At 64.1% G+C, this 19,308-nt stretch carries 21 protein-coding genes; 5 read left to right on the forward strand and 16 right to left on the reverse strand.

Features of this window, described 5'->3' with window-relative positions; translation table 11 throughout:
• Positions 1 to 47: 47 nt before the first annotated feature.
• From ACWAT4_RS23375 to ACWAT4_RS23410, 8 genes are all read right to left on the reverse strand, one after another.
• Positions 48 to 1,298, reverse strand: a complete 1,251-nt coding sequence (locus ACWAT4_RS23375; protein ID WP_449728156.1) for a TCR/Tet family MFS transporter — start codon at positions 1,296 to 1,298, stop codon at positions 48 to 50.
• Positions 1,295 to 2,677, reverse strand: a complete 1,383-nt coding sequence (gene der / locus ACWAT4_RS23380; protein WP_449728157.1) for a ribosome biogenesis GTPase Der — start codon at positions 2,675 to 2,677, stop codon at positions 1,295 to 1,297. The genes ACWAT4_RS23375 and der overlap by 4 nt, the downstream gene beginning before the upstream one ends.
• A 50-nt stretch (positions 2,678 to 2,727) precedes the next feature.
• Positions 2,728 to 3,282 carry a hypothetical protein gene (locus tag ACWAT4_RS23385; RefSeq protein ID WP_449728158.1) on the reverse strand — a complete coding sequence of 185 codons (555 nt, stop codon included), beginning with the start codon at positions 3,280 to 3,282 and terminating at the stop codon, positions 2,728 to 2,730.
• Positions 3,283 to 3,342: 60 nt separating this feature from the next.
• A complete protein-coding gene (locus tag ACWAT4_RS23390; RefSeq protein WP_212443720.1) occupies positions 3,343 to 3,996 on the reverse strand; it encodes a tetratricopeptide repeat protein in 654 nt (217 codons plus the stop codon).
• 170 nt (positions 3,997 to 4,166) lie between these two features.
• Complete coding sequence (locus ACWAT4_RS23395) at positions 4,167 to 5,762, reverse strand: class I adenylate-forming enzyme family protein (RefSeq protein ID WP_449728159.1); 1,596 nt, start codon at positions 5,760 to 5,762, stop codon at positions 4,167 to 4,169.
• A gap of 73 nt (positions 5,763 to 5,835) precedes the next feature.
• Positions 5,836 to 6,420, reverse strand: a complete 585-nt coding sequence (locus ACWAT4_RS23400) for an NnrU family protein (RefSeq protein WP_212299344.1) — start codon at positions 6,418 to 6,420, stop codon at positions 5,836 to 5,838.
• A 71-nt stretch (positions 6,421 to 6,491) separates the two neighbouring features.
• The gene (locus ACWAT4_RS23405) at positions 6,492 to 7,070 is read right to left on the reverse strand and encodes a hypothetical protein (RefSeq protein ID WP_212427977.1); all 579 of its coding nucleotides are present in this window, start codon (positions 7,068 to 7,070) and stop codon (positions 6,492 to 6,494) included.
• A 103-nt stretch (positions 7,071 to 7,173) separates the two neighbouring features.
• Positions 7,174 to 8,793: a peptide chain release factor 3 gene (locus tag ACWAT4_RS23410; RefSeq protein ID WP_212299342.1), complete on the reverse strand. Its 1,620-nt coding sequence runs from the start codon at positions 8,791 to 8,793 to the stop codon at positions 7,174 to 7,176.
• Positions 8,794 to 8,965: 172 nt separating this feature from the next.
• Here ACWAT4_RS23410 and sugE point away from each other — a divergent pair, with 172 nt between their 5' ends.
• On the forward strand, positions 8,966 to 9,280 hold the full coding sequence (gene sugE / locus ACWAT4_RS23415; protein ID WP_212299341.1) for a quaternary ammonium compound efflux SMR transporter SugE: 315 nt from the start codon (positions 8,966 to 8,968) through the stop codon (positions 9,278 to 9,280).
• On the opposite strand, the gene ACWAT4_RS23420 is transcribed toward sugE, so the two are convergent.
• The 7 genes from ACWAT4_RS23420 to ACWAT4_RS23450 form a co-directional block, all read right to left on the reverse strand.
• The gene (locus ACWAT4_RS23420) at positions 9,273 to 10,277 is read right to left on the reverse strand and encodes an inorganic phosphate transporter (RefSeq protein WP_449728160.1); all 1,005 of its coding nucleotides are present in this window, start codon (positions 10,275 to 10,277) and stop codon (positions 9,273 to 9,275) included. The genes sugE and ACWAT4_RS23420 overlap by 8 nt on opposite strands.
• A 13-nt stretch (positions 10,278 to 10,290) precedes the next feature.
• Positions 10,291 to 10,935: a DUF47 domain-containing protein gene (locus ACWAT4_RS23425; RefSeq protein WP_212299339.1), complete on the reverse strand. Its 645-nt coding sequence runs from the start codon at positions 10,933 to 10,935 to the stop codon at positions 10,291 to 10,293.
• A gap of 157 nt (positions 10,936 to 11,092) precedes the next feature.
• Positions 11,093 to 12,061 carry a branched-chain amino acid ABC transporter permease gene (locus ACWAT4_RS23430; protein WP_212299338.1) on the reverse strand — a complete coding sequence of 323 codons (969 nt, stop codon included), beginning with the start codon at positions 12,059 to 12,061 and terminating at the stop codon, positions 11,093 to 11,095.
• A 1-nt stretch (position 12,062) separates the two neighbouring features.
• Positions 12,063 to 12,926 (reverse strand): branched-chain amino acid ABC transporter permease, encoded by an 864-nt coding sequence (locus ACWAT4_RS23435; RefSeq protein ID WP_027557529.1) that lies wholly within the window; start codon positions 12,924 to 12,926, stop codon positions 12,063 to 12,065.
• 166 nt (positions 12,927 to 13,092) lie between these two features.
• Complete coding sequence (locus tag ACWAT4_RS23440; protein ID WP_212427976.1) at positions 13,093 to 14,313, reverse strand: ABC transporter substrate-binding protein; 1,221 nt, start codon at positions 14,311 to 14,313, stop codon at positions 13,093 to 13,095.
• 61 nt (positions 14,314 to 14,374) lie between these two features.
• Positions 14,375 to 15,121, reverse strand: coding sequence for an ABC transporter ATP-binding protein (locus ACWAT4_RS23445; RefSeq protein ID WP_212427975.1), 747 nt, complete (start codon positions 15,119 to 15,121; stop codon positions 14,375 to 14,377).
• A complete protein-coding gene (locus ACWAT4_RS23450) occupies positions 15,114 to 15,869 on the reverse strand; it encodes an ABC transporter ATP-binding protein (protein WP_212299335.1) in 756 nt (251 codons plus the stop codon). Before ACWAT4_RS23450 ends, ACWAT4_RS23445 begins: the two co-directional genes overlap by 8 nt.
• A 338-nt stretch (positions 15,870 to 16,207) precedes the next feature.
• Here ACWAT4_RS23450 and ACWAT4_RS23455 point away from each other — a divergent pair, with 338 nt between their 5' ends.
• On the forward strand, positions 16,208 to 16,858 hold the full coding sequence (locus ACWAT4_RS23455) for a hypothetical protein (protein WP_449728161.1): 651 nt from the start codon (positions 16,208 to 16,210) through the stop codon (positions 16,856 to 16,858).
• A 7-nt stretch (positions 16,859 to 16,865) separates the two neighbouring features.
• On the opposite strand, the gene ACWAT4_RS23460 is transcribed toward ACWAT4_RS23455, so the two are convergent.
• Complete coding sequence (locus ACWAT4_RS23460) at positions 16,866 to 17,231, reverse strand: ArsC family reductase (RefSeq protein WP_449728162.1); 366 nt, start codon at positions 17,229 to 17,231, stop codon at positions 16,866 to 16,868.
• A 100-nt stretch (positions 17,232 to 17,331) separates the two neighbouring features.
• Here ACWAT4_RS23460 and ACWAT4_RS23465 point away from each other — a divergent pair, with 100 nt between their 5' ends.
• From ACWAT4_RS23465 to ACWAT4_RS23475, 3 genes are all read left to right on the forward strand, one after another.
• On the forward strand, positions 17,332 to 17,703 hold the full coding sequence (locus ACWAT4_RS23465; RefSeq protein ID WP_212427972.1) for a tRNA-binding protein: 372 nt from the start codon (positions 17,332 to 17,334) through the stop codon (positions 17,701 to 17,703).
• A gap of 185 nt (positions 17,704 to 17,888) precedes the next feature.
• Positions 17,889 to 18,521, forward strand: a complete 633-nt coding sequence (locus ACWAT4_RS23470; RefSeq protein WP_212427971.1) for a TetR/AcrR family transcriptional regulator — start codon at positions 17,889 to 17,891, stop codon at positions 18,519 to 18,521.
• Positions 18,522 to 18,524: 3 nt separating this feature from the next.
• Positions 18,525 to 19,307, forward strand: coding sequence for a sulfite exporter TauE/SafE family protein (locus tag ACWAT4_RS23475; protein WP_449728163.1), 783 nt, complete (start codon positions 18,525 to 18,527; stop codon positions 19,305 to 19,307).
• The last annotated feature ends 1 nt before the right edge of the window (position 19,308 follow it).

The raw sequence follows: 19,308 nt of genomic DNA on the forward strand, positions 1-19,308 counted from the left end.
CTCCTCGACGTTCATGGCCGGGACAAGCCCGGCCATGACGAAAACGTTCACGTCTTCGCCGTCGCCAACACCCGCACCGCGATGGCCACGCACACCACCATCAAGGCTGCGGCCAGCAAGAACGGCGCGCCGGGCAAATGCAGCGGCGCGCTGCTGCCGATAAAATATGAAAATGTCAGCGTGAACAGGAACGGGCCTACGAGCTGCGACACGCTCTGTACGCTTCCAGTCGCGCCCTGCAACTGGCCCTGCTGATCGGGAGCGACCAGCCGCGTCATCAGCGACTGGAGTGCGGCGCCCGAGATTCCCCACAGCGACATCACGGGAATGCCGAGCCAGAACAGCGGTCCGGTCGGCGCGCTGCCGAAGATCACAAATCCGACGGCGCCACAGCACAATCCCAGCAACAGGGCTCCGCGCTCGCCAAGCAGGCGCACGATCGGGCTGATCGCGAGCCCCTGCACCACCATGGTGCAGACGCCGACCATCGCGAGAGTCAATCCAACGGTCTTCGAATCCCAGCCATAGCGATAGGTGGCATAGAGCACGAATGTCGAGGGCAGCACGACATGTGCGACCTGCGCGATGAAATTGACGACCGACAGCGCCGTCAGCTCTGCATTGGACCGCAACAGATGCACCGCGCCGACCGGATTGGCGCTGATCCAGCGGAACGCCGCGCGCTTTTCCGACGCCAGCGATTCCGGCAGGATCAGCAGGCCGTAGATCGCATTGGCAAAGCTCAGGGCTGCCGACGCCCAGAACGGCAGTCGCGGATCGATGTCACCGAGCAGGCCGCCCAGCGCCGGGCCGAGGATGAATCCGGCGCCGAAGGCCGCGCCAATTTTACCGAACACCGCCGCCCGCCGCTCCGGCGGCGTGATGTCGGCGATATAGGCAAAGGCGGTCGAGATGCTGGCCGAGGTGATGCCGGAGATCACACGGCCGACGAACAGCCAGGTCAGCGACGGCGCGAGCGCCATCAGCACGTAGTCGGCGGCAAGCCCGAAATTCGACAGCAGCACCACCGGCCGCCGTCCGAAGCGATCCGACAGCGCGCCGAGCAGCGGCGAGAACACGAATTGCATCAGCGCCCAGGCGGTGCCGAACAGGCCGAAGATGCGCGCCGCATGCGCGGTGTCGTTGCCGACAAAGCTCTCGATCAGCTTGGGCAGGATCGGCATGATCACGCCGAGCGCGAGCATGTCGAGCAGGATGGTGACGAAGATGAAGGCAACCGCCCCGCGCCGGACCGGCGCTGCGCTCTGCGCTATCGCCTCGCCGGCCTCGCCGCTCACGACGGCCGCTTGCGCTTGTGGGCGAATGGGTTGGCCTTCTCGCGCAGGGTGATGCGCACCGGCGTGCCCGGCAGGTCGAAGGCCTCGCGCATCGAATTGACGAGGTAGCGCAGGTAAGACTGCGGCACCGCGTCCGCGCGCGAGCAGAACAACACGAAGCTCGGCGGGCGCGCCTTGGTCTGGGTGATGTAGTTCAGCTTCAGCCGGCGGCCGGAGACCGCGGGCGGCGGATTGGCCTGGATCGCCTGCTCGAACCAGCGATTGAGTGCGGAGGTCGGCACGCGCCTGTTCCAGAGCGCATAGGCATCCTGGATCGCCTGCATCAGGCGATCGATGCCCTCGCCCATCAGACCGGAGACGGCGACGATCGGCACGCCCTTGAGCTGCGGCAGCCAATGGTCGGCGTCGCGACGCAGCGTCGAGATCGCGCCGCCGCCCTTGGTCTCCATCAGATCCCATTTATTGACGGCGAGCACGACCGCGCGGCCCTCGCGCTCGATCAGGTCGGTGATGCGCAGATCCTGCTCCTCGAAGCGGTTCTGCGAGTCCATCATCATCACGACGACTTCGGCAAAGCGCACCGCGCGTAGCGCATCGGCGACGGAGAGCTTTTCTAGCTTCTCCTCGATGCGCGAGCGGCGGCGAAGACCTGCGGTGTCGAACACGCGAAAATCGCGGCCCTTCCAGTTGATCTCGACCGCGATGGAATCGCGCGTGGTCCCGGCCTCCGGGCTCGTCAGCAGGCGCTCCTCGCCGAGCAGATGGTTGATCAGCGTCGACTTGCCGGCATTGGGACGGCCGACGATGGCGACCCGGATCGGGCGCGTTGCGGCCTCTTCCTCGGTGAGCGGCTCGTCGTCCTCGGCCTCATCCTCCTCGACGGGCGCCGGCATCAGCTTGGCGAGCGCGTCGTAGAGCTCGCCCATGCCCTCGCCATGCTCGGCGGAGACCTGGATGGGATCGCCAAGGCCGAGCGCAAAGGATTCCATCGCGCCGGCATCGCCATGCTTGCCTTCGCTCTTGTTGGCGATCAGCAGCACCGGCTTGTTGGCCTTGCGGGCGAAATCGGCGAAGGCGCGATCGGTCGGCGTGAGGCCGATGCGGGCATCGATCACGAAGAACAGCGCATCGGCCTGCGCGATCGCAGTCTCGGTCTGCTCCTGCATGCGCGCGGTCAGCGAGCCCTTGGCGCCCTCGTCGAGACCGGCGGTATCGATGATGGTGAATTCGAGATCGCCGAGCCTGGCTTCACCCTCGCGGCGGTCGCGGGTGACGCCGGGCAGATCGTCGACAAGCGCGAGCTTCTGTCCGACCAGGCGGTTGAACAGCGTCGACTTGCCGACATTGGGCCGGCCGATAATGGCAATCGTAAAGGACATTGGTCATTCGTGCGCCGTCGAGGTAGCGCCTGTCAATTCAGTGAAAAATATCAGCGCGAGAAACTGCCGCTGGGCATCGGCGCCGGGAAGGCGCCCTGCGTCTGCTGTTGCTGGGTGGTCTGTGCCGGCTGCTGTGCGGGTTGCTGGTCCGGCGGCGGTGCGGTGGTGCGCTTGCGGACGATCTTGTGCTTGGGCGGCGGAGCGGCCTGAGCTGGCGCCGCCTCGGGCTGCGCCTCGCCGTCGACCTCGCCCGACGGCGCCTCAGCAGGTGCAACAGCGGCCGCGGCCGGCTGCTTGCTCTTCTTGCCCTTGGCGGATTTCGACGGTTTGGCCGCCTCAGCGGGCGGTGGCTCGGCCGGCAACGCTGCGACGGCGGGCGCGTTCGGATCCTGCTGCGCGCCCTTGTACATGTCCTTCGGCACGCCCTGCTCGAGACCCGGCACGCCCTCGGGGAAGACCGGCTTGCGGTCGCCCGGCAGCTTCTTCTTGGTGTCGAGGAAGTCGAGCAGATCGCTCGGATCGAATCCGCCGCTGGAGCAGCCGCCCAGGAGGCCCGTAAAGGCGATCAGGACGGCAGCTGCGATCAAACGTGGCGTACGGCGCATATCGGTATCTCGTCTCAGCTCTCGGGGCCGTCAGCTCTCAAGCTTCAGTTGCTCTCAACTTCAGCTCTTGGCGACGGGCGGCAGCAAAGCCTGCAGCGCCTCGGCGCGCGAGCGCAGGCCCGGCGGCGTTTCGCCATCCTCGGCGATCGCGTCGAGCCATTTGCGGGCCGCGCTCATGTCGTTGTTGCGCCAGGCCGACAGCGCCAGCATCTCGCGCGCGCTGTGCCGAAAGGTCGATTTGGGTTCGGCAGACGTTTCCAGCCGCTGCTGGATGTCGGCGTAGCTCGCACTGTCCACCAGCAGACTGGCGGCGCGAACCTTGGCGAGATCCCGCCACTCACTGCCGACGCCGCTGTCGGCGGCGATGTCGTCATACATCTTGGCCGCTGCTTTGGGATCGCGGGCCGACACCTCGGCCGCAGCGCGGAGCCGCGCCAGGGTGCGATAGCCAGACGGAGCCTTGGCGGCCAGATCGGCGAACGCCGTCTCGGCCTCGGCGTGCTTGCCCTGCTCCGACAGCTCAACGGCCTTCTCGAAGGTCGCTCCGGCCTCGGCGGCCTTCTTGGCCTCCAGATACTGGTAACCGCGCCAGCCGCCCACGGCCGCCACGATCAGCACCATCAGGGCGATGAAGTAGAGCGAATATTTGTCCCACAGCTTCTTGAGCTGTTCCCGACGTACTTCCTCGTCGACTTCGTCAAATAATTCAGACACTTAAGCTAATCCCATGCCCGGCCGGGAGCCGCGCCAGAGTGTGCGCGTCAAAAGCCCGTCCCCACGTCGCGGCGGCGATACCCTATCGATATGGCGGTGGCAAGGCAAAGCAAGCCCGATCAAGGCGTTAACGCGCGATCCGGGATATCCCGGTGCCCCACCGACCCGAGTCAGGCCCCGACCAGCAGCTCCCGCAGCTGCCGCTTCACCACCTTGCCATTGGCATTGCGCGGCAGCGGCTCGGCGGTAACCGTCATCGTCTCCGGGACCTTGTAGTCGGACAGCCGCTCGGCGCACCAGGCCCGCAGATCGTCGCTGCCGACCTGCATCCGCGTGACCACGACGGCATGGACGCGCTCGCCGAGCACCGGGCACGGCTTTGCGATGATCGCGCTCTCGACCACGGCGGGATGACCGGCCAGCACGGCCTCGACCTCGGCCGAATAGATCTTGAGGCCGCCGCGGTTGATCATGTCCTTCTGCCGGTCGAACACGCGGACGAACCCTTCGGCATCGACCGAGCCGAGATCGCCGGAATGCCAGAAGCCTGCGGTAAAGCTCTCGGCCGTCGCTTTCGCGTTGTTCCAGTAGCCCTTGATGACGGAGGCGCTCTGGATCCAGAGCTCGCCGATGTCGCCGGGCGGCAGCTCGCGCCCGTTCGTCCCCATCGCAACGATGCGCGCGCCCGGACATGGCAGGCCGACGCTGTCGATATGGCTCTCCGTCAGATCGCCCGGCATGATCGTCGACGGTGACGTCGTCTCGGTCGCGCCGTAGCAGTTCGCAAGCTTGAGGCCTGGGATCGTCGCCTTGAGCTTCTCGATGGTCGCAACCGGCATCGGCGCGCCGCCGAAACCGCCGATGCGCCAGCTCGATAGATCATAGCTGTCGAAATCCGGCTGCAGCAGGCAAAGATTATACATCGCCGGCACCATCACCGTGTAGGTGACGCGCTCGCGCACGGCGAGATTGAGATAATCGGCCGCCTTGAACTCCGGCATGATGATCAGCGCGCCAGCGCAGCGGATCATGGTCGTGATGTTGGCGACGGCGCCGGTGACGTGACCGAGCGGAACGGCTGCAATCGAGCGGTCGGCTGCCGTCAATTTCAGGCAGGACACGAACACCATCGAGGAATGCACGATGTTGCAATGGGCGAGCATCGCGCCCTTTGGCTTGCCTGTGGTGCCCGAGGTGTAGAGGATCATTGCGGTGTCCTCCTCGCCCACGTCGACCGGCACGGGGGCCGGCGCGTTGTCGGCGAGCACCGCGAAGCGCGACAGAGCCGGATCGCCGTCGATGGCGATGCGATGGACCACGTCAGGCACATCCTGCGCATCGGGCAGCCGCTCGGCGAGCGCCGCTTCGTGGATCAGGATTTTGGCACCGCAATCGCTGAGCACATAGGCGATCTCCGGCTTCTGCTGGCGTGTGCTGAGCAGCACCGTGACCAGCCCCTCATGCGCGGCTGCGAACAGCAGCAGCGGAAACTCGATGCGGTTACCGAGCAGCATCGCGACGCGATCACCGCGTTGCAGGCCGAGCTTGCGAAAGCCCGATGCAATCCGCGCGGCCTGCTCCACGGCCTGCCGCCAGCTCAGCCGGACATTGCCGCAGACGAGCGCTTCGCCATCGCCGTTGCGCACGACAGCCTCCGAGATCATCGCCCAGAGACTTGCCGGCCGATCGGCGAAGACCGGGACCACCCGATCACCAAAACGCGCCTCGAACCGCATCGGCGGAATCTGAGATTGCGACCAGTCCATCGGAGGGTCCTTGTCTTGTTGCTCTTGTCACCTTCCGCGCATCGGCATCGAGGTGAAGTCTTGCGCCGATCGGCTAGCCGCCCATCACGGGAACACCGATCACGACAGGATGGAACGCGAACGCCAGCGCCAGATAGGCGACGATGCCGACCGCAACCGCGATCAGATCGTTGGTGACACCGCCCACCGGAATCGGCGGGCCGCCGGCGTCCTTGCGATGCTTCAGCGAAATGCGGTCATATACGCCCCAGCCCAGGAACGAGCCGAACAGGATGATGGAGCCGAGATCACCATTGGCGAGCAGATGCGCCGCGGCCCACAGCTTGACGCCGGCGAGCATGGGATGCTTCAGCGTCGCATAGATGCGGCCGCGCAGATAGGACGCGACCACCAGGATCACGGCAGGCAGCATTAGCGCGACCGTGATGTGCTTCATCGCTTTCGGCGGATACCAGACATCGATCCAGCCGGTCGCGCGGTAATGGCCAAAGCCCCAGACGATCAGCGCCAGTCCCGCAAGCGAGACGACCGAATAGAGGATCTTGTAGGTCCCCTCGCCCAGCCGCGCGATCGCCTGCGCGCGCGCATCACGTTTCGTTGTAAATACATGGGCGGCGAAAAACAGCACCAGCCCCAGGATCATGACCAGCAGACCCACGACATCCTCCCCTCATGCAGCGCCCCCGGGTATGGCGTATCATCGATTGGCCGCCGGTCGCAACTGATGCGCTACTTGCCGGTCTCGCGGTTATCGACATAGCGGATCGCGATCGGCCGCCCGGCGACCGCACCGCCGAGTCCGCTGGTGAATTTCAGAGGCAGGCACGCCTTCAGCGATGAATTGATCGCATCAAGGTAGGCTGTGCGGGTATCAACAGGGATGCCCGCAGTCGCGTATGTCAGGCGCGGCGGGCCGATCAGGCCCCCTGCCTTGTTGAAACTGAAGCGCACCGACATCTGCATTCCCGTCCGCGCATTGTCCGACGGCGGCGACCAGCAGGTGCGCAGCTCGGCGAAGAGATCGCCGATCGTATCGAGATCGTGGTCTGGCTTCTGGTATTTGGCCCGGTCAGCTTCAGCCGGCACGCTCTCGACCGTGAGCTGGAGGTTCTGTCCGTAGGGATAATCGATCTCGGGAATACAGGGGCCGGGCTCGAGCGGACTGCAATAGGACGGCGTGCAGGGCCGGCTATCGAGAACGCTGCACGGCTCATGCGCAAACGGGATCGGATTGATCTGGCGCCGCTGCGCGTCGGCGGCGAGCGTCGAGATCGCCAACAGTATGAGAACGAGAATGCAGCGCCACATGCTTCGGACTCGCGATGTCACGTGAGGGAAACGTGGCACCGGCCGCGATAGCGTCAAGCCCACCGCCGTTCACATGCTCGCGCTCGAACAGCCGGGGAGCGCGCTACCCCTTCTTCTTGACGTCCTTGACGTTGGTGAACTCGATGCCCTCGGCGCGTTCCCTGGTGTAGCCGAGGTAGAATTCGTTTCGGGCCAGATACACGGGATCGCCATCGACGTCGTCGGCGATGCTGGAGGTGTTGGCGGCGATGAAAGTATCGAGCTTCTTGCGATCCTCCGAGGAGACCCAGCGCGCGAGCTGGAACTCGCTCACCTCGAACTCGACCGGCAGCGAATATTCCGCCTCGAGCCGCGCCTTGAGCACGTCGAGCTGCAGCGCGCCGACCACGCCGACCAGCGCCGGCGCTCCGTCGCGCGGACGGAACACCTGAACGACGCCCTCTTCCGACATCTGCTGAAGTGCTTCCTTGAGCTTTTTCGCCTTCATCGCGTCGGTAAGACGAACACGGCGGACGATTTCCGGCGCGAAGCTCGGCACGCCGACGAAATTGAAATCCTCGCCTTCGGTCAGCGTGTCGCCGATCCGCAGCGTGCCGTGATTGGGGATGCCGACGACGTCGCCGGCAAAGGCTTCGTCCGCGACCGAACGGTCCTGGGCAAAGAAGAATTGCGGGCTCGACAGCGGCATGCTCTTGCCGGTGCGCACCAGCTTCGCCTTCATGCCGCGGCTGAGCTTGCCGGAGCAGAGGCGCGCGAACGCAATGCGGTCGCGGTGGTTCGGATCCATGTTGGCCTGGATCTTGAAAACGAAGGCGCTCATGCGCGGATCGGTGGCTTCGACCTTGCGCTGATCGCTGTCCTGCGCGCGCGGCTCGGGCGCAAACCTGCCAAGGCCCTCCAAGAGGTCGCCGACGCCAAAATTGCGCAGCGCGCTGCCGAAATAGACCGGCGTCAGATGCCCCTCCCGAAACGCCTCGAGCTCGAACGGCTTTGAGGCCTCGGTCACGAGCTCGAGCTCGTCCTTTACCGCTCCGACGTCGAGATTGGCGTTGAGCTTGGCCAGCTCCTCGATCTCGATCTGCTGCGCGGCTCCGGTCTTGGCGCCGCCGCCTTCCAGCAGGCGCACGCCGCCATTGACGACGTCGTAGGTGCCGAGGAAGTCGCGACCGCGGCCGACCGGCCAGGTCATCGGCGTGGTGTCGAGCGCCAGCGTCTTCTCGATCTCGTCGAGCAGCTCGAAAACATCGCGACTCTCGCGATCCATCTTGTTGATGAACGTGATGATCGGGATGTCGCGGAGGCGACAGACCTCGAACAGCTTGCGGGTTCGCGCTTCGATGCCCTTGGCGGCGTCGATCACCATGACGGCGGAATCGACCGCCGTGAGCGTGCGGTAGGTGTCTTCCGAAAAGTCCTCGTGGCCCGGCGTGTCCAGCAGGTTGAAGACGAGGCCCTCGAACTCGAAGGTCATCACCGAGGTCACGACCGAGATGCCGCGTTCGCGCTCGATCTTCATCCAGTCCGAACGCGTGTTGCGCCGCTCGCCCTTGGCCTTGACCTGGCCGGCCAGGTTGATGGCGCCGCCGAACAGCAGCAGCTTCTCGGTCAGCGTGGTCTTGCCGGCGTCCGGGTGCGAGATGATCGCAAAGGTGCGTCGGCGCGCCACTTCGGTGGCAAGCGGGGAACGGGCCGGCGAGTCGGCTGTGGTGGCGATGTCGGACATGGCGGGAGCGTTTGGCAGGGAAAATGGGCCCAATCAAGCCTCATTTGGTGATTGCGGAGCCCTTCAGCCAGCCCCATATCGGGCTTCTAGTAGGTCTTTGGGGAGGACGACCTCCCTGCTTGTCAGCATATTGGCCTCGCGGGGACGGCCCTGCCTTGAATGGAGGGTCGTCATGGCCTGGAGCATCCTGTTCGTCGCCGGGCTTCTCGAGATCACCTGGGCGATCGGCCTGAAATACACCGAAGGCTTCAGCAAGCTGGTTCCCTCCGCCATCACGCTGGCGGCCATGGCCGGCAGCGTCATCCTGCTTGGACTTGCCCTCAAGTCGTTGCCCGTCGGAACGGCCTATGCAGTCTGGACCGGCATCGGGGCGGTCGGCACTGCGACGCTGGGCATCATGCTGTTCGGCGAGCCCGCCACGGCGCTCCGCCTCGCCAGTATCGGGCTGATCGTGGCCGGCATCGTCGGGCTGAAGCTCGTTACTTGAAGATCTGCACGGCCCACCAGCTCAGCGCCGCGACGATGGCCGAGGCCGGGATCGTGATCACCCAGGCATAGACGATCGAGCTCGCCACGTTCCAGCGCACCGCCGAAACGCGACGGGCCGCACCGACGCCGACGATGGCACCGGTGATGGTATGCGTGGTCGAGACGGGAACGCCGAGAAAGGTCGCCATGAACAGGGTCGCTGCGCCCCCCGTCTCGGCGCAGAACCCCTGCATCGGCGTCAGCTTGGTGATGCGCAGGCCCATGGTGCGAACGATGCGCCAGCCGCCCATCAGCGTGCCCAGCGCCATCGCCGCCTGGCACGACAGCACCACCCAGAACGGCACCGTGAATTCGCCGCCGAGATGGCCCTGCGAATAGAGCAGCACGGCGATGATGCCCATGGTCTTCTGCGCGTCGTTGCCGCCGTGGCCGAGCGAATAAAGCGAGGCGGAGGCGAATTGCAGGATGCGGAAGGCGCGATCGACGGCGAACGGTGTCGAGCGCACCGAGGCCCAGGACACGATCGCGACCAGCATCATCGCAAGCAGGAAGCCGACCAGCGGCGAGAGCACGATCGCCAGAACCGCCTTGGTCAGTCCGCTCCAGACCGCCGCCGATATTCCGGCCTTGGCCATGCCGCCGCCGACGAGGCCGCCGATCAGCGCATGCGAGGACGACGACGGAATGCCCAGTGCCCAGGTCACGAGATTCCAGATGATGGCGCCGACCAGCGCCGCGAAGATCACCTGGGCATCGACGATCGCGGGATCGATGATGCCGGTGCCGATGGTCTGGGCGACGTGAAGCCCAAACACCATGAACGCGACGAAATTGAAGAACGCAGCCCAGATCACTGCGAATTGCGGTCGCAGCACCCGGGTCGAGACGATGGTCGCGATCGAATTGGCGGCGTCGTGCAAGCCGTTCAGGAAGTCGAACAGCAGCGCTACGGCGATCAGTCCGACCAGGATGGGAAGACCCAACGCAGCATCCACGGCCCGGCCCTGCCTAAACTTGCTCGATGACGATGCTGTTGATCTCGTTCGCGACGTCGTCGAAGCGATCGGCCACCTTTTCAAGGTGATCGTAGATCTCGACGCCGACGATGAAATCCATCGCGCTGCCGTTGCGGTGCTTGAGGAACAGCTCCTTCAGACCGATGTCGTGGAGATCGTCGACACGGCCCTCGAGCTTGGTCAGTTCCTCCGTGATCGCGGTCAGCATCGCAACGTTCGGGCCGATCGCCTGCATCAAGGGCAGCGCACGTCCGACCAGATTGGCGCATTCGATCAGAAGCGCGCCGATTTCGCGCATCGGCGGCTCGAAGGTGCGGACCTCGAACAGCATCACGGCTTTCGCCGTCTGCTGCATCTGGTCGATGGCATCGTCGAGCGAGGTGATGAGGTTCTTGATGTCGCCGCGGTCGAACGGCGTGATGAAGGTGCGCCGCACCGCCGTCAGCACCTCGCGCGTGATGTTGTCGGCATCGTTCTCGAACTGGCTGACGCGCTGGCAATAGACCGGCGTCTCCTCGCCGCCGTTCAGCACCCCCTGAAGCGCGATCGCGCCCTGGATCACGGTCTGGGCATGGCGGTCGAACAGGTCGAAGAACCGTTCTTCCTTGGGCAGGAAAGCGCGAAACCAACGCATCATGGGAATAAGTCTACCGGTTGGAAATGACCCGGCCCGAATGAGCCGTCACGAAACCGTCATAGACCATTTTGGCTCCGCGCGCGTGCAAACTCGCGCCCGCGGCGCCGGATCATCCACCGGATTCGGTCGGCAATAAATCTTCTGCGATATCAATCGCTTAAAGCGATCGCCGGAAGTAATGCGCGATTTCGCCGATGACGCCACGGCGGAAGGTGAGCACGCAGATCACGAAGATCGAGCCCTGGATCACCGTCACCCACTGACCGAAGCCCGCCAGATATTGCTGCATGGCGATGATCACGAAGGCGCCGACCACGGGACCGAAGATGGTGCCGAGGCCGCCGACCAATGTCATCAGCACCACTTCGCCCGACATCGACCAGTGCACGTCGGTGAGCGAGGCGTTCTGCGCCACGAATACCTTCAGCGCACCGGCAAAGCCGGCCAGCGTTCCGGACAGCACAAATGCCAGGAACTTGTACTGGTCGGTGCGGTAACCGAGCGAGATCGCGCGCGGCTCGTTCTCGCGGATCGACTTCAGAACCTCGCCGAACGGCGAGTTGATGATGCGGTAGATCAGCAGGAAGCCCGCGAGGAAGCCGGCCAGCACGACGTAATAGAGCACCGTCGGCTTGGACAGATCGAGCACGCCGAACATGTGCCCCTGCGGAATGCCCTGGATGCCGTCCTCGCCATGGGTGAACGGCGCCTGGAGGTAGATGAAATACAGGAGCTGCGACAGCGCCAGCGTGATCATCGAAAAATAGATGCCCTGGCGGCGGATCGAGATGTAGCCGGTGATGAGCGACAGCCCGAATGCCGCGGCGATGCCGACGAGGATGCCGAGCTCGGGCGGCAGCCCCCACACCTTCAGCGCGTGCGCGCTGCAATAGCCGGCGGTGCCCATGAACATCGCGTGGCCGAACGACAACAGGCCGCCATAGCCGATCAGGAGATTGAAGGCGCAGGCGAGCAGCGCAAAGCACAGCGCCTGCATCACGAAGAACGGATAGACCCCGGTAAAGGGCACCGACGCCAGCAGCAGCGCCATCACCACGAAGGCGATCATCTCGTCACGCATCGCGCGCGGGCTCATCGGCAGCGTGTCGTCCGTCAAGGCTGTCATCTCAGGCTGCCCTTCCCGTCAATCCCGTTGGCTTCACCAAGAGCACCAGCACCATCAGCACAAAGACGACGGTGTTGGAGGCCTCGGGGTAGAAATACTTGGTCAGGCCCTCGATCACGCCCAGCGCGAAGCCGGTGATGATGGAGCCCATGATCGAGCCCATGCCGCCGATCACGACCACCGCGAACACGACGATGATGAGGTCGGCGCCCATCAGCGGCCGGACCTGGTTGATCGGCGCCGAGAGCACGCCCGCGAGCGCGGCAAGACCGACGCCGAGGCCGTAGGTGAGCGTGATCATCCGCGGCACGTTGATGCCGAAGGCACGCACCAGCGTCGGATTTTCAGTGGCGGCGCGCAAATAGGCGCCGAGCCGGGTCTTCTCGATCAGGAACCAGGTCGCCAGGCACACCACCAGCGAGAAGATGACGACCCAGCCGCGGTAGACGGGCAAGAACATGAAGCCGAGATTCATGCCGCCCTTGAGCTGGTCCGGAATGGCGTAAGGCAGGCCGGAGGAGCCGAAATAGTTCTGGAACACGCCCTGCACGATCAGCGCGATGCCGAAGGTCAGCAGCAGTCCGTAGAGATGGTCGAGCCCGGTCAGCCATTGCAGCATGGTCCGCTCCAGGATCATGCCGAAGATGCCGACGATGATCGGCGCCAGCAGCAGCGCCCACCAGTAGTTGATGCCGCCGAGGTTCAGCAGGAAATAGGCGACGAAGGCGCCCATCATGTAGAGCGCGCCATGGGCGAAATTGATGATGTTGAGCATGCCGAAGATCACGGCAAGCCCGAGACTGAGCAGCGCGTAGAACGAGCCGTTGATCAATCCCACCAGTAGCTGTGCGTAGAGAGCCTGCATCGATCCAGCACCCAGTCCCTTCGGCGTTCCCTAGAGCCATTTCCGCTCCGATGGAATCGGAACGGGGCTCGTTGTTCTGACGCGTCTTCTTTACGCGAACCGGTATCCACTTCGCTCGAAAACGCTTTGGAGCGCCCGCCGGCTCGCCGCCGGCGGGCTGTTGGTCTTACTTCTTGAGCAGCGCGCACTTGCTTTCGGACAGCGGCGTGAAGGCCTGGTCGCCCGGCACCGTGCCGACGAGCTTGTAGAAGTCCCACGGTCCCTTGGACTCGGAAGGCTTCTTCACCTCGAACAGATAGGCGTTGTGAATGGTGCGGCCATTGGGCTGGATCTCGCCCTTGCCGAACAGATCGTCTTCCGTCGGCATCGACTTCATCTTCTCGACGACCTTGAGACCGTCATGCGGATTGCCGCCCAGCGCTTCCAGCGCCTTGAGATAGTGGCGCACGCCCGCATAGACGCCCGCCTGAACCATGGTCGGCGGCGCGCTGTTCTTCATCTTCTCCGCAAAGCGCTTGGAGAAGGCCCGGGTCTGGTCGTTCATGTCCCAGTAGAACGTCTCGGTGAAGTTCAGGCCTTGCGCGGTTTCCAGACCGATCGCCTTGACGTCGGTGAGGAACAGCAGAAGCGCGGCGAGCTTCTGGCCGCCCTTGACGATACCGAACTCGGCTGCCTGCTTGATGGTGTTGGTGGTGTCGCCGCCGGCATTGGCAAGACCGATGATCTTGGCCTTGGAGGCCTGCGCCTGCAGCAGGAAGGACGAGAAGTCCGGCGTATTCAGCGGATGCTTGACGCCGCCAACCACCTTGCCGCCATTGGCCGTGATCACCGCCGTGGTGTCGCGCTCGAGCGCTGCGCCGAAGGCATAGTCGGCAGTCAGGAAGAACCAGGTGTCGCCACCGGCCTTCACGAGCGCCTGACCGGTGGTGTGGGCCAGCATGTAGGTGTCATAGGTCCAGTGCACGGTGTTGGGCGAGCACTGCGCGTTGGTGAGGTCCGAGGTCGCCGCGCCCGAATTGATGTAGACGCCGTTCTTTTCCTTGACGACGTTGTTGACGGCGAGCGCCACGCCGGAGTTCGGCACGTCGACGATGAGGTCGACCTTGTCGACGTCGAACCACTGCCGCGCAATCGCGGTGCCGATGTCCGGCTTGTTCTGGTGGTCGCCGGAGATGATGTCGATCTTCCAGCCCTTGCCCGCGAGGCCGGAATCCTCGACGGCCATCTGGGCGGCGAGCGTCGAGCCGGGACCGCCGAGGTCGGCATAGAGGCCGGACTGGTCGGACAACGCGCCGATCTTGACGGTCTTGTCCTGTGCGAAGCCGGCGCCAGCGGTGGTCACGGCCAACGCCGTGCCGAGCAACAACGATGCAATCGACTTTTTCATGTGACTTCCCTCGTAAATTCTCTCTTCGCCGTCGCTCTTGTCCGCCCCACTTTGGGCCGCACTAGACGCCGAGATAGGTGTGAAGCTTGTCCATGTTGGCGGCAAGCTCCGCATTGGCAAATCCGTCGATGATCTTGCCGTGCTCGACGACGTAATAGCGATCGGCGACGGTGGATGCGAAACGGAAGTTCTGCTCGACAAGGAGGATCGTGAAGCCCTCCTTCTTGAGTCGCGCTATGGTGTGGCCGATCTGCTGAATGATGACAGGCGCCAGACCTTCGGTCGGCTCGTCAAGCATCAGGAAGCTCGCGCCCGTGCGCAGGATTCGCGCGATCGCGAGCATCTGCTGCTCACCGCCGGAGAGCTTGGTGCCCTGGCTGTTGAGGCGTTCCTTCAGGTTCGGAAACAGGTCGAAGATCTGCTCGAGCGGCAATCCGCCTGCGCGCACCACCGGCGGCAGCAACAGGTTCTCCCGCACGTCGAGACTGGAGAAGATTCCGCGCTCCTCCGGGCAGAACGCAATACCCATCCGCGCGATCTTGTCGGAGGTCGCGCGAATGATCTCCTGGTTGTTGAATTTGATCGAGCCGGCGCGTTTGCCGATGATGCCCATGATCGATTTCAGCGTGGTCGTCTTGCCGGCGCCGTTGCGGCCCAGCAGCGTGACGACCTCGCCCGCATTCACGTCGAAATTGATCCCGTGCAGGATGTGGGACTCGCCGTACCAGGCCTCCAAGTTGCGAACCTGGAGAATGTTGCCGCCGGATGCGGCCTTCACTGGCGCCTCGGTCATTGCAGTCTCAGGCATGACCCGCTCCCAGATAGGCTTCCTTGACGCGCTCGTCCTTGGTGAGTTCGCTGTAGTGGCCCTGCGCAAGCACCTGCCCGCGCGTGAGCACGGTGATGATGTCGGAGAGGTTGGCCACCACGCTCAGATTATGCTCGACCATCAGGATTGTGTATTTTGCCGAGATGCGCTTGATCAGCGCCGCGATCTTGTCGATGTCCTCGTGGCCCATGCCGGCCATCGGCTCGTCCAGCAGCATCATCTCCGGATCGAGCGCGAGCGTGGTTGCGATCTCGAGCGCGCGCTTGCGCCCATAGGCCATCTCGACCGCCGGCGTGTTGGCGAACTCGCTGAGACCCACATCGTTCAACAACTCGCGCGCGCGTTCGTTGAATTGATTCAGCACCGACTTGGAGCGCCAGAAATCGAAGGAGCTGCCGTGCTGGCGCTGGAGCGCTACGCGGACATTCTCCAGTGCAGTCATGTGCGGAAATACCGCCGAAATCTGGAATGAACGCACCAGTCCCAGGCGCGCCACGTCAGCTGGCGCCATCGCGGTGATGTCCTGTCCCTTGTACAGGATTTTTCCGGCAGACGGTTTGAGGAACTTGGTCAGAAGATTGAAGCACGTCGTCTTGCCGGCACCGTTCGGCCCGATCAACGCGTGGATACTGCCACGGCGAACCTTGAGCGCAACGTCGCGGACGGCAAAGAAGCCCGCGAACTCCTTGGTCAAGCCTTCCGTTTCGAGAATGAACTCATCGGCCAAACAGAATTCCCCCTGCCCGCGCAATGCGCGCGGCTATCCTTGTTTCCTTCGGCTTTCCGAGGCTTTGGAGCCTGTCCCGGAACGCCGCCTCCGGGCGCGGAATATGCCGGAGGTGACGGGGGTTAGGCAAGGCGGAAAGCTGAGCAGGTCAGGCCTTTGGCCGGGAGTCTTATGCTCCCTTAGTTGGAGGCTTTGTGATGTCGCCTGCCGGCCTCCCGGTTCGCAAAACACCGGTCATCAAGTCGTCGTTAACGGTCTTTGGTCCCGCGCGCCAGCCTTCATCAAAAATTTTACCGCAAGCGAGATCATGCGCGCGTTTCATTCGTCGGGATATTGTTTTGGATTTCGCCAGCGCCGCTCCCTCCGCCATCAAGTCGATCAAGCAGCGTGACCTGCTCAACACGTGGCTGCGACTTTATGCGCGCCAGCAGACCGCGCCGGCGATCTGGGAATATCAGCCTGCGCGACTCGAGGAAGAGCTGTCCGATCTCATCTATTACACCGTGGACAATTCGGCGCCGACGCCGCGCCTGACCATCCAGAGCGAGGGCACGCGAATCTCGCGCGCCTATGGCCATACCGGCAAGGGCGTTCTGCTGGAGGATTATGTCGGGCCGCTTCTCGCGCCATTCGTGATGCCGATCTACCACGAATGCGTGGCGCGCGGCCTTCCGGTCTACAGCGTTGCCGATGTCGACGACATCTACGGTCGCGTCGTCGCCTATGAACGGCTGCTGCTGCCGTTCCTGACCGACGACAAGGTCAGCCACGTCATCGCTTCGCTCAAGACGTTCTGCGAGGATGGCGGCTTCGAGATCAAGAATCTGCTGCGCGGAAGTGACGCGCTGCCGCGGCCGAAACTGCGCGTGGTGATCGACCGCGACCTGTTTCACCGCGCCCCTGGCCGCATTGCCGCCGCCGAAATCGTCGAATTCGCCGATCAGTCCGGCGGTCCCGAGGTCCCGCCCGAGATCATCGAGCTGAACTAGCTCTTGATCAGCCCTTGCGCGCTTCGGCGCCGACTTCCTTGTCGTAAATGTCGGGCTTGAAGCCAACCAGGAGCTTGCCGCCGATTTCGAGCACCGGCCGCTTGATCATCGATGGTTGCGCTAGCATCAGCGACAGCGCCTTCTTCTCGGTCAAGCCTTCCTTGTCGGCATCCGGCAGTTTCTTGAAGGTCGTGCCGGCGCGATTGAGCAAGGTCTCCCAGCCGAGCTTGTCGCTCCATTGCTTGAGCTTGTCCTTCTCCACGCCAGCGGCCTTGTAATCGTGGAACTCGTAGGCAACGCCATGGGCGTCGAGCCAGGCGCGGGCCTTCTTCATGGTGTCGCAGTTCTTGATGCCGTAGATGGTGTTGGGCAAGCCGGTCCTCGCGTTTTACGTCCCCTCGCGTTGTACGCAACCCCACATCGCGCGACAATGTTGCGAACGACGCTTTCGACATCTTCCGAACGGACACACCATGCACGTCACCCACGATCCCGCCGCATCCGCCTCGCCGACCATCGACTTCAGCACGTTCCTCGCAGTCGATATCCGCGTCGGCACCGTCATCGACGCCAAGCCCTTTCCCGAGGCGCGCAAGCCGGCCTGGCGGCTGTGGATCGACTTCGGCCCGGCCATCGGCGTGCGCAAGAGTTCGGCGCAGATCACCGAGAACCATCCGCTCGAGACGCTGGTGGGACAGCAGGTCGCTGCCGTCGTCAATTTCCCGCCGCGCCAGATCGGACCCGTGGTCTCCGAGGTGCTGACGCTCGGCTTTCCTGACGCCGACGGCAAGGTCGTGCTGATGCAGCCGAGCAAGCCGGTGCCGAACGGCGGGCGGCTGTTCTAGCGGCGGCTCTTCTCCCACCGGCCCCTCAGCGTCCAGCCTCCTCGGTCAAATCCTCCGGACTTGACCACGATCATCCTTTACGGATAAAACTGACTGACTGATCGTTTTTTATAAACCGCCTTCCTAACGTTCCTGCGGCCACCAACCAAAACGATCGATCTGTCAGTTATTTACGGACGGGACGGATGCCCAAGATCAGCGACCAGAAGCGTGAAGACCGGCGGCAGCAGATCCTCGAGGCGGCCCTCGCCTGCTTCTCCGAAGACGGATTTCACCAGACCGGCATGGCCGATATCGTCAAGCGATCGGGCCTGAGCCACGGCGCGGTCTACCTCTACTTCCAGAGCAAGGACGATCTGATCGAGGCGCTCGCCGACGACAGGCATCGTCGCGAGGCCGTTCTCAACTCGGTCGCACAAGGCTCCGGAGATGCGATCGAGGGACTGCACGCGCTGGTGCGCGTCTACGCGCAATGGCTCACCGATCCCGCGGGCGAAGCGCGGCGCCGCGTCGGCATTCACGGCTGGGCCGAAGCGCTGCGCAACCACCGTGTCCGCAGCAGCGTGGTTGAAGGCATCGACATGCCGCGGGCCCTGATCGCGACCCTGGTCGAGCGTGGCCAGCACGACGGCCTGATCAAGCGCGACCTCGGCGCGGATGCAATCGCGCGCGTGCTCATCGCAACCTTCCAGGGCTTTGTGCTCCAGAAATGCTGGGGCGAGGATTTTGACATCGCCGGCTGCATGGCGGCAGTCGACGCCGTGATCGACGGCTTTCGCACCGCCAAGCCGCACATCAAGCGACGAACGCGGGCGTGACCGATGTCGGGGATGTACGACCTTCTTGCTGGTGCCGGCGTCGGTCTCGTCAGTGGATTGACCTCGGGCTTCATGGGAACGAGCCCCGGCGGCGGCCTCGTCATCTTCAGCGTATTGCTGCTCGGCGCAGAGCAACACGTCGCCCAGGGCACGTCGCTGATCACGCAGATTCCACCGACCGGCCTCGCCGGCGTGCGCCGCTACTGGCAGAACGGCAATCGTAGCCCGCTGTCATGGATCGTCTGGATCGGCATCGGATTTCTGATCGGCGGCGCGGGCGGCGGTTATGCCGCGGCCGCCGTCTCCGATCTGGTCCTGCAATGGACCTATGTCGCCTATCTCGTCGCGCTGATCGCGCTTTTGATCCTGCGCCGTGACCGCAAGGACGGCGGCAGCGGGACCGGTGAACGCGACCAACTTCCCTGGCTCCCCCTGCTCCTCATCGGCGTGCTCGCGGGCTTTTCCTCCGGCTTCATGGGCATCGGCGGCGGGCTCGCGATCACGGTCGGCCTCGCCGTCGGACTCCGCGTGCCGCAACATCAGGCGCAACTCGTCAGCCTGATCTTCTCGGTCGTCCCGACCAACGTTCCGGCTGCCTGGATCTACTGGAGCAAGGGATTGATGGTCGGCCGGCCGGCCATCCTCGGCATCGTTGCCGGCCTCTGGATCGGCACCGATCTCGGCGCCCGCGCGGCCAACGGCGTCAGCAAAGTGGCACTACGCCGGAGCATGATCGGGCTCGTCGCGCTTATGGCGCTCTACATGAGCTACAAGGCGCTGAGCTAGT

The organism is Bradyrhizobium sp. T-1, from assembly GCF_053592855.1.

Excerpts from the sequence above, each read along its gene's own strand:
- sugE (WP_212299341.1), top strand. The coding sequence starts at position 8,966 with ATGGCCTGGAGCATCCTGTTCGTCGCCGGGCTTCTCGAGATCACCTGG.
- ACWAT4_RS23395 (WP_449728159.1), bottom strand. The coding sequence starts at position 5,762 with ATGGACTGGTCGCAATCTCAGATTCCGCCGATGCGGTTCGAGGCGCGT.
- ACWAT4_RS23385 (WP_449728158.1), bottom strand. The coding sequence starts at position 3,282 with ATGCGCCGTACGCCACGTTTGATCGCAGCTGCCGTCCTGATCGCCTTT.
- ACWAT4_RS23425 (WP_212299339.1), bottom strand. The coding sequence starts at position 10,935 with ATGATGCGTTGGTTTCGCGCTTTCCTGCCCAAGGAAGAACGGTTCTTC.
- ACWAT4_RS23405 (WP_212427977.1), bottom strand. The coding sequence starts at position 7,070 with ATGTGGCGCTGCATTCTCGTTCTCATACTGTTGGCGATCTCGACGCTC.
- ACWAT4_RS23435 (WP_027557529.1), bottom strand. The coding sequence starts at position 12,926 with ATGCAGGCTCTCTACGCACAGCTACTGGTGGGATTGATCAACGGCTCG.
- ACWAT4_RS23430 (WP_212299338.1), bottom strand. The coding sequence starts at position 12,061 with ATGACAGCCTTGACGGACGACACGCTGCCGATGAGCCCGCGCGCGATG.
- ACWAT4_RS23470 (WP_212427971.1), top strand. The coding sequence starts at position 17,889 with ATGCCCAAGATCAGCGACCAGAAGCGTGAAGACCGGCGGCAGCAGATC.
- ACWAT4_RS23475 (WP_449728163.1), top strand. The coding sequence starts at position 18,525 with ATGTCGGGGATGTACGACCTTCTTGCTGGTGCCGGCGTCGGTCTCGTC.
- ACWAT4_RS23445 (WP_212427975.1), bottom strand. The coding sequence starts at position 15,121 with ATGCCTGAGACTGCAATGACCGAGGCGCCAGTGAAGGCCGCATCCGGC.
- ACWAT4_RS23465 (WP_212427972.1), top strand. The coding sequence starts at position 17,332 with ATGCACGTCACCCACGATCCCGCCGCATCCGCCTCGCCGACCATCGAC.
- ACWAT4_RS23440 (WP_212427976.1), bottom strand. The coding sequence starts at position 14,313 with ATGAAAAAGTCGATTGCATCGTTGTTGCTCGGCACGGCGTTGGCCGTG.
- der (WP_449728157.1), bottom strand. The coding sequence starts at position 2,677 with ATGTCCTTTACGATTGCCATTATCGGCCGGCCCAATGTCGGCAAGTCG.
- ACWAT4_RS23410 (WP_212299342.1), bottom strand. The coding sequence starts at position 8,793 with ATGTCCGACATCGCCACCACAGCCGACTCGCCGGCCCGTTCCCCGCTT.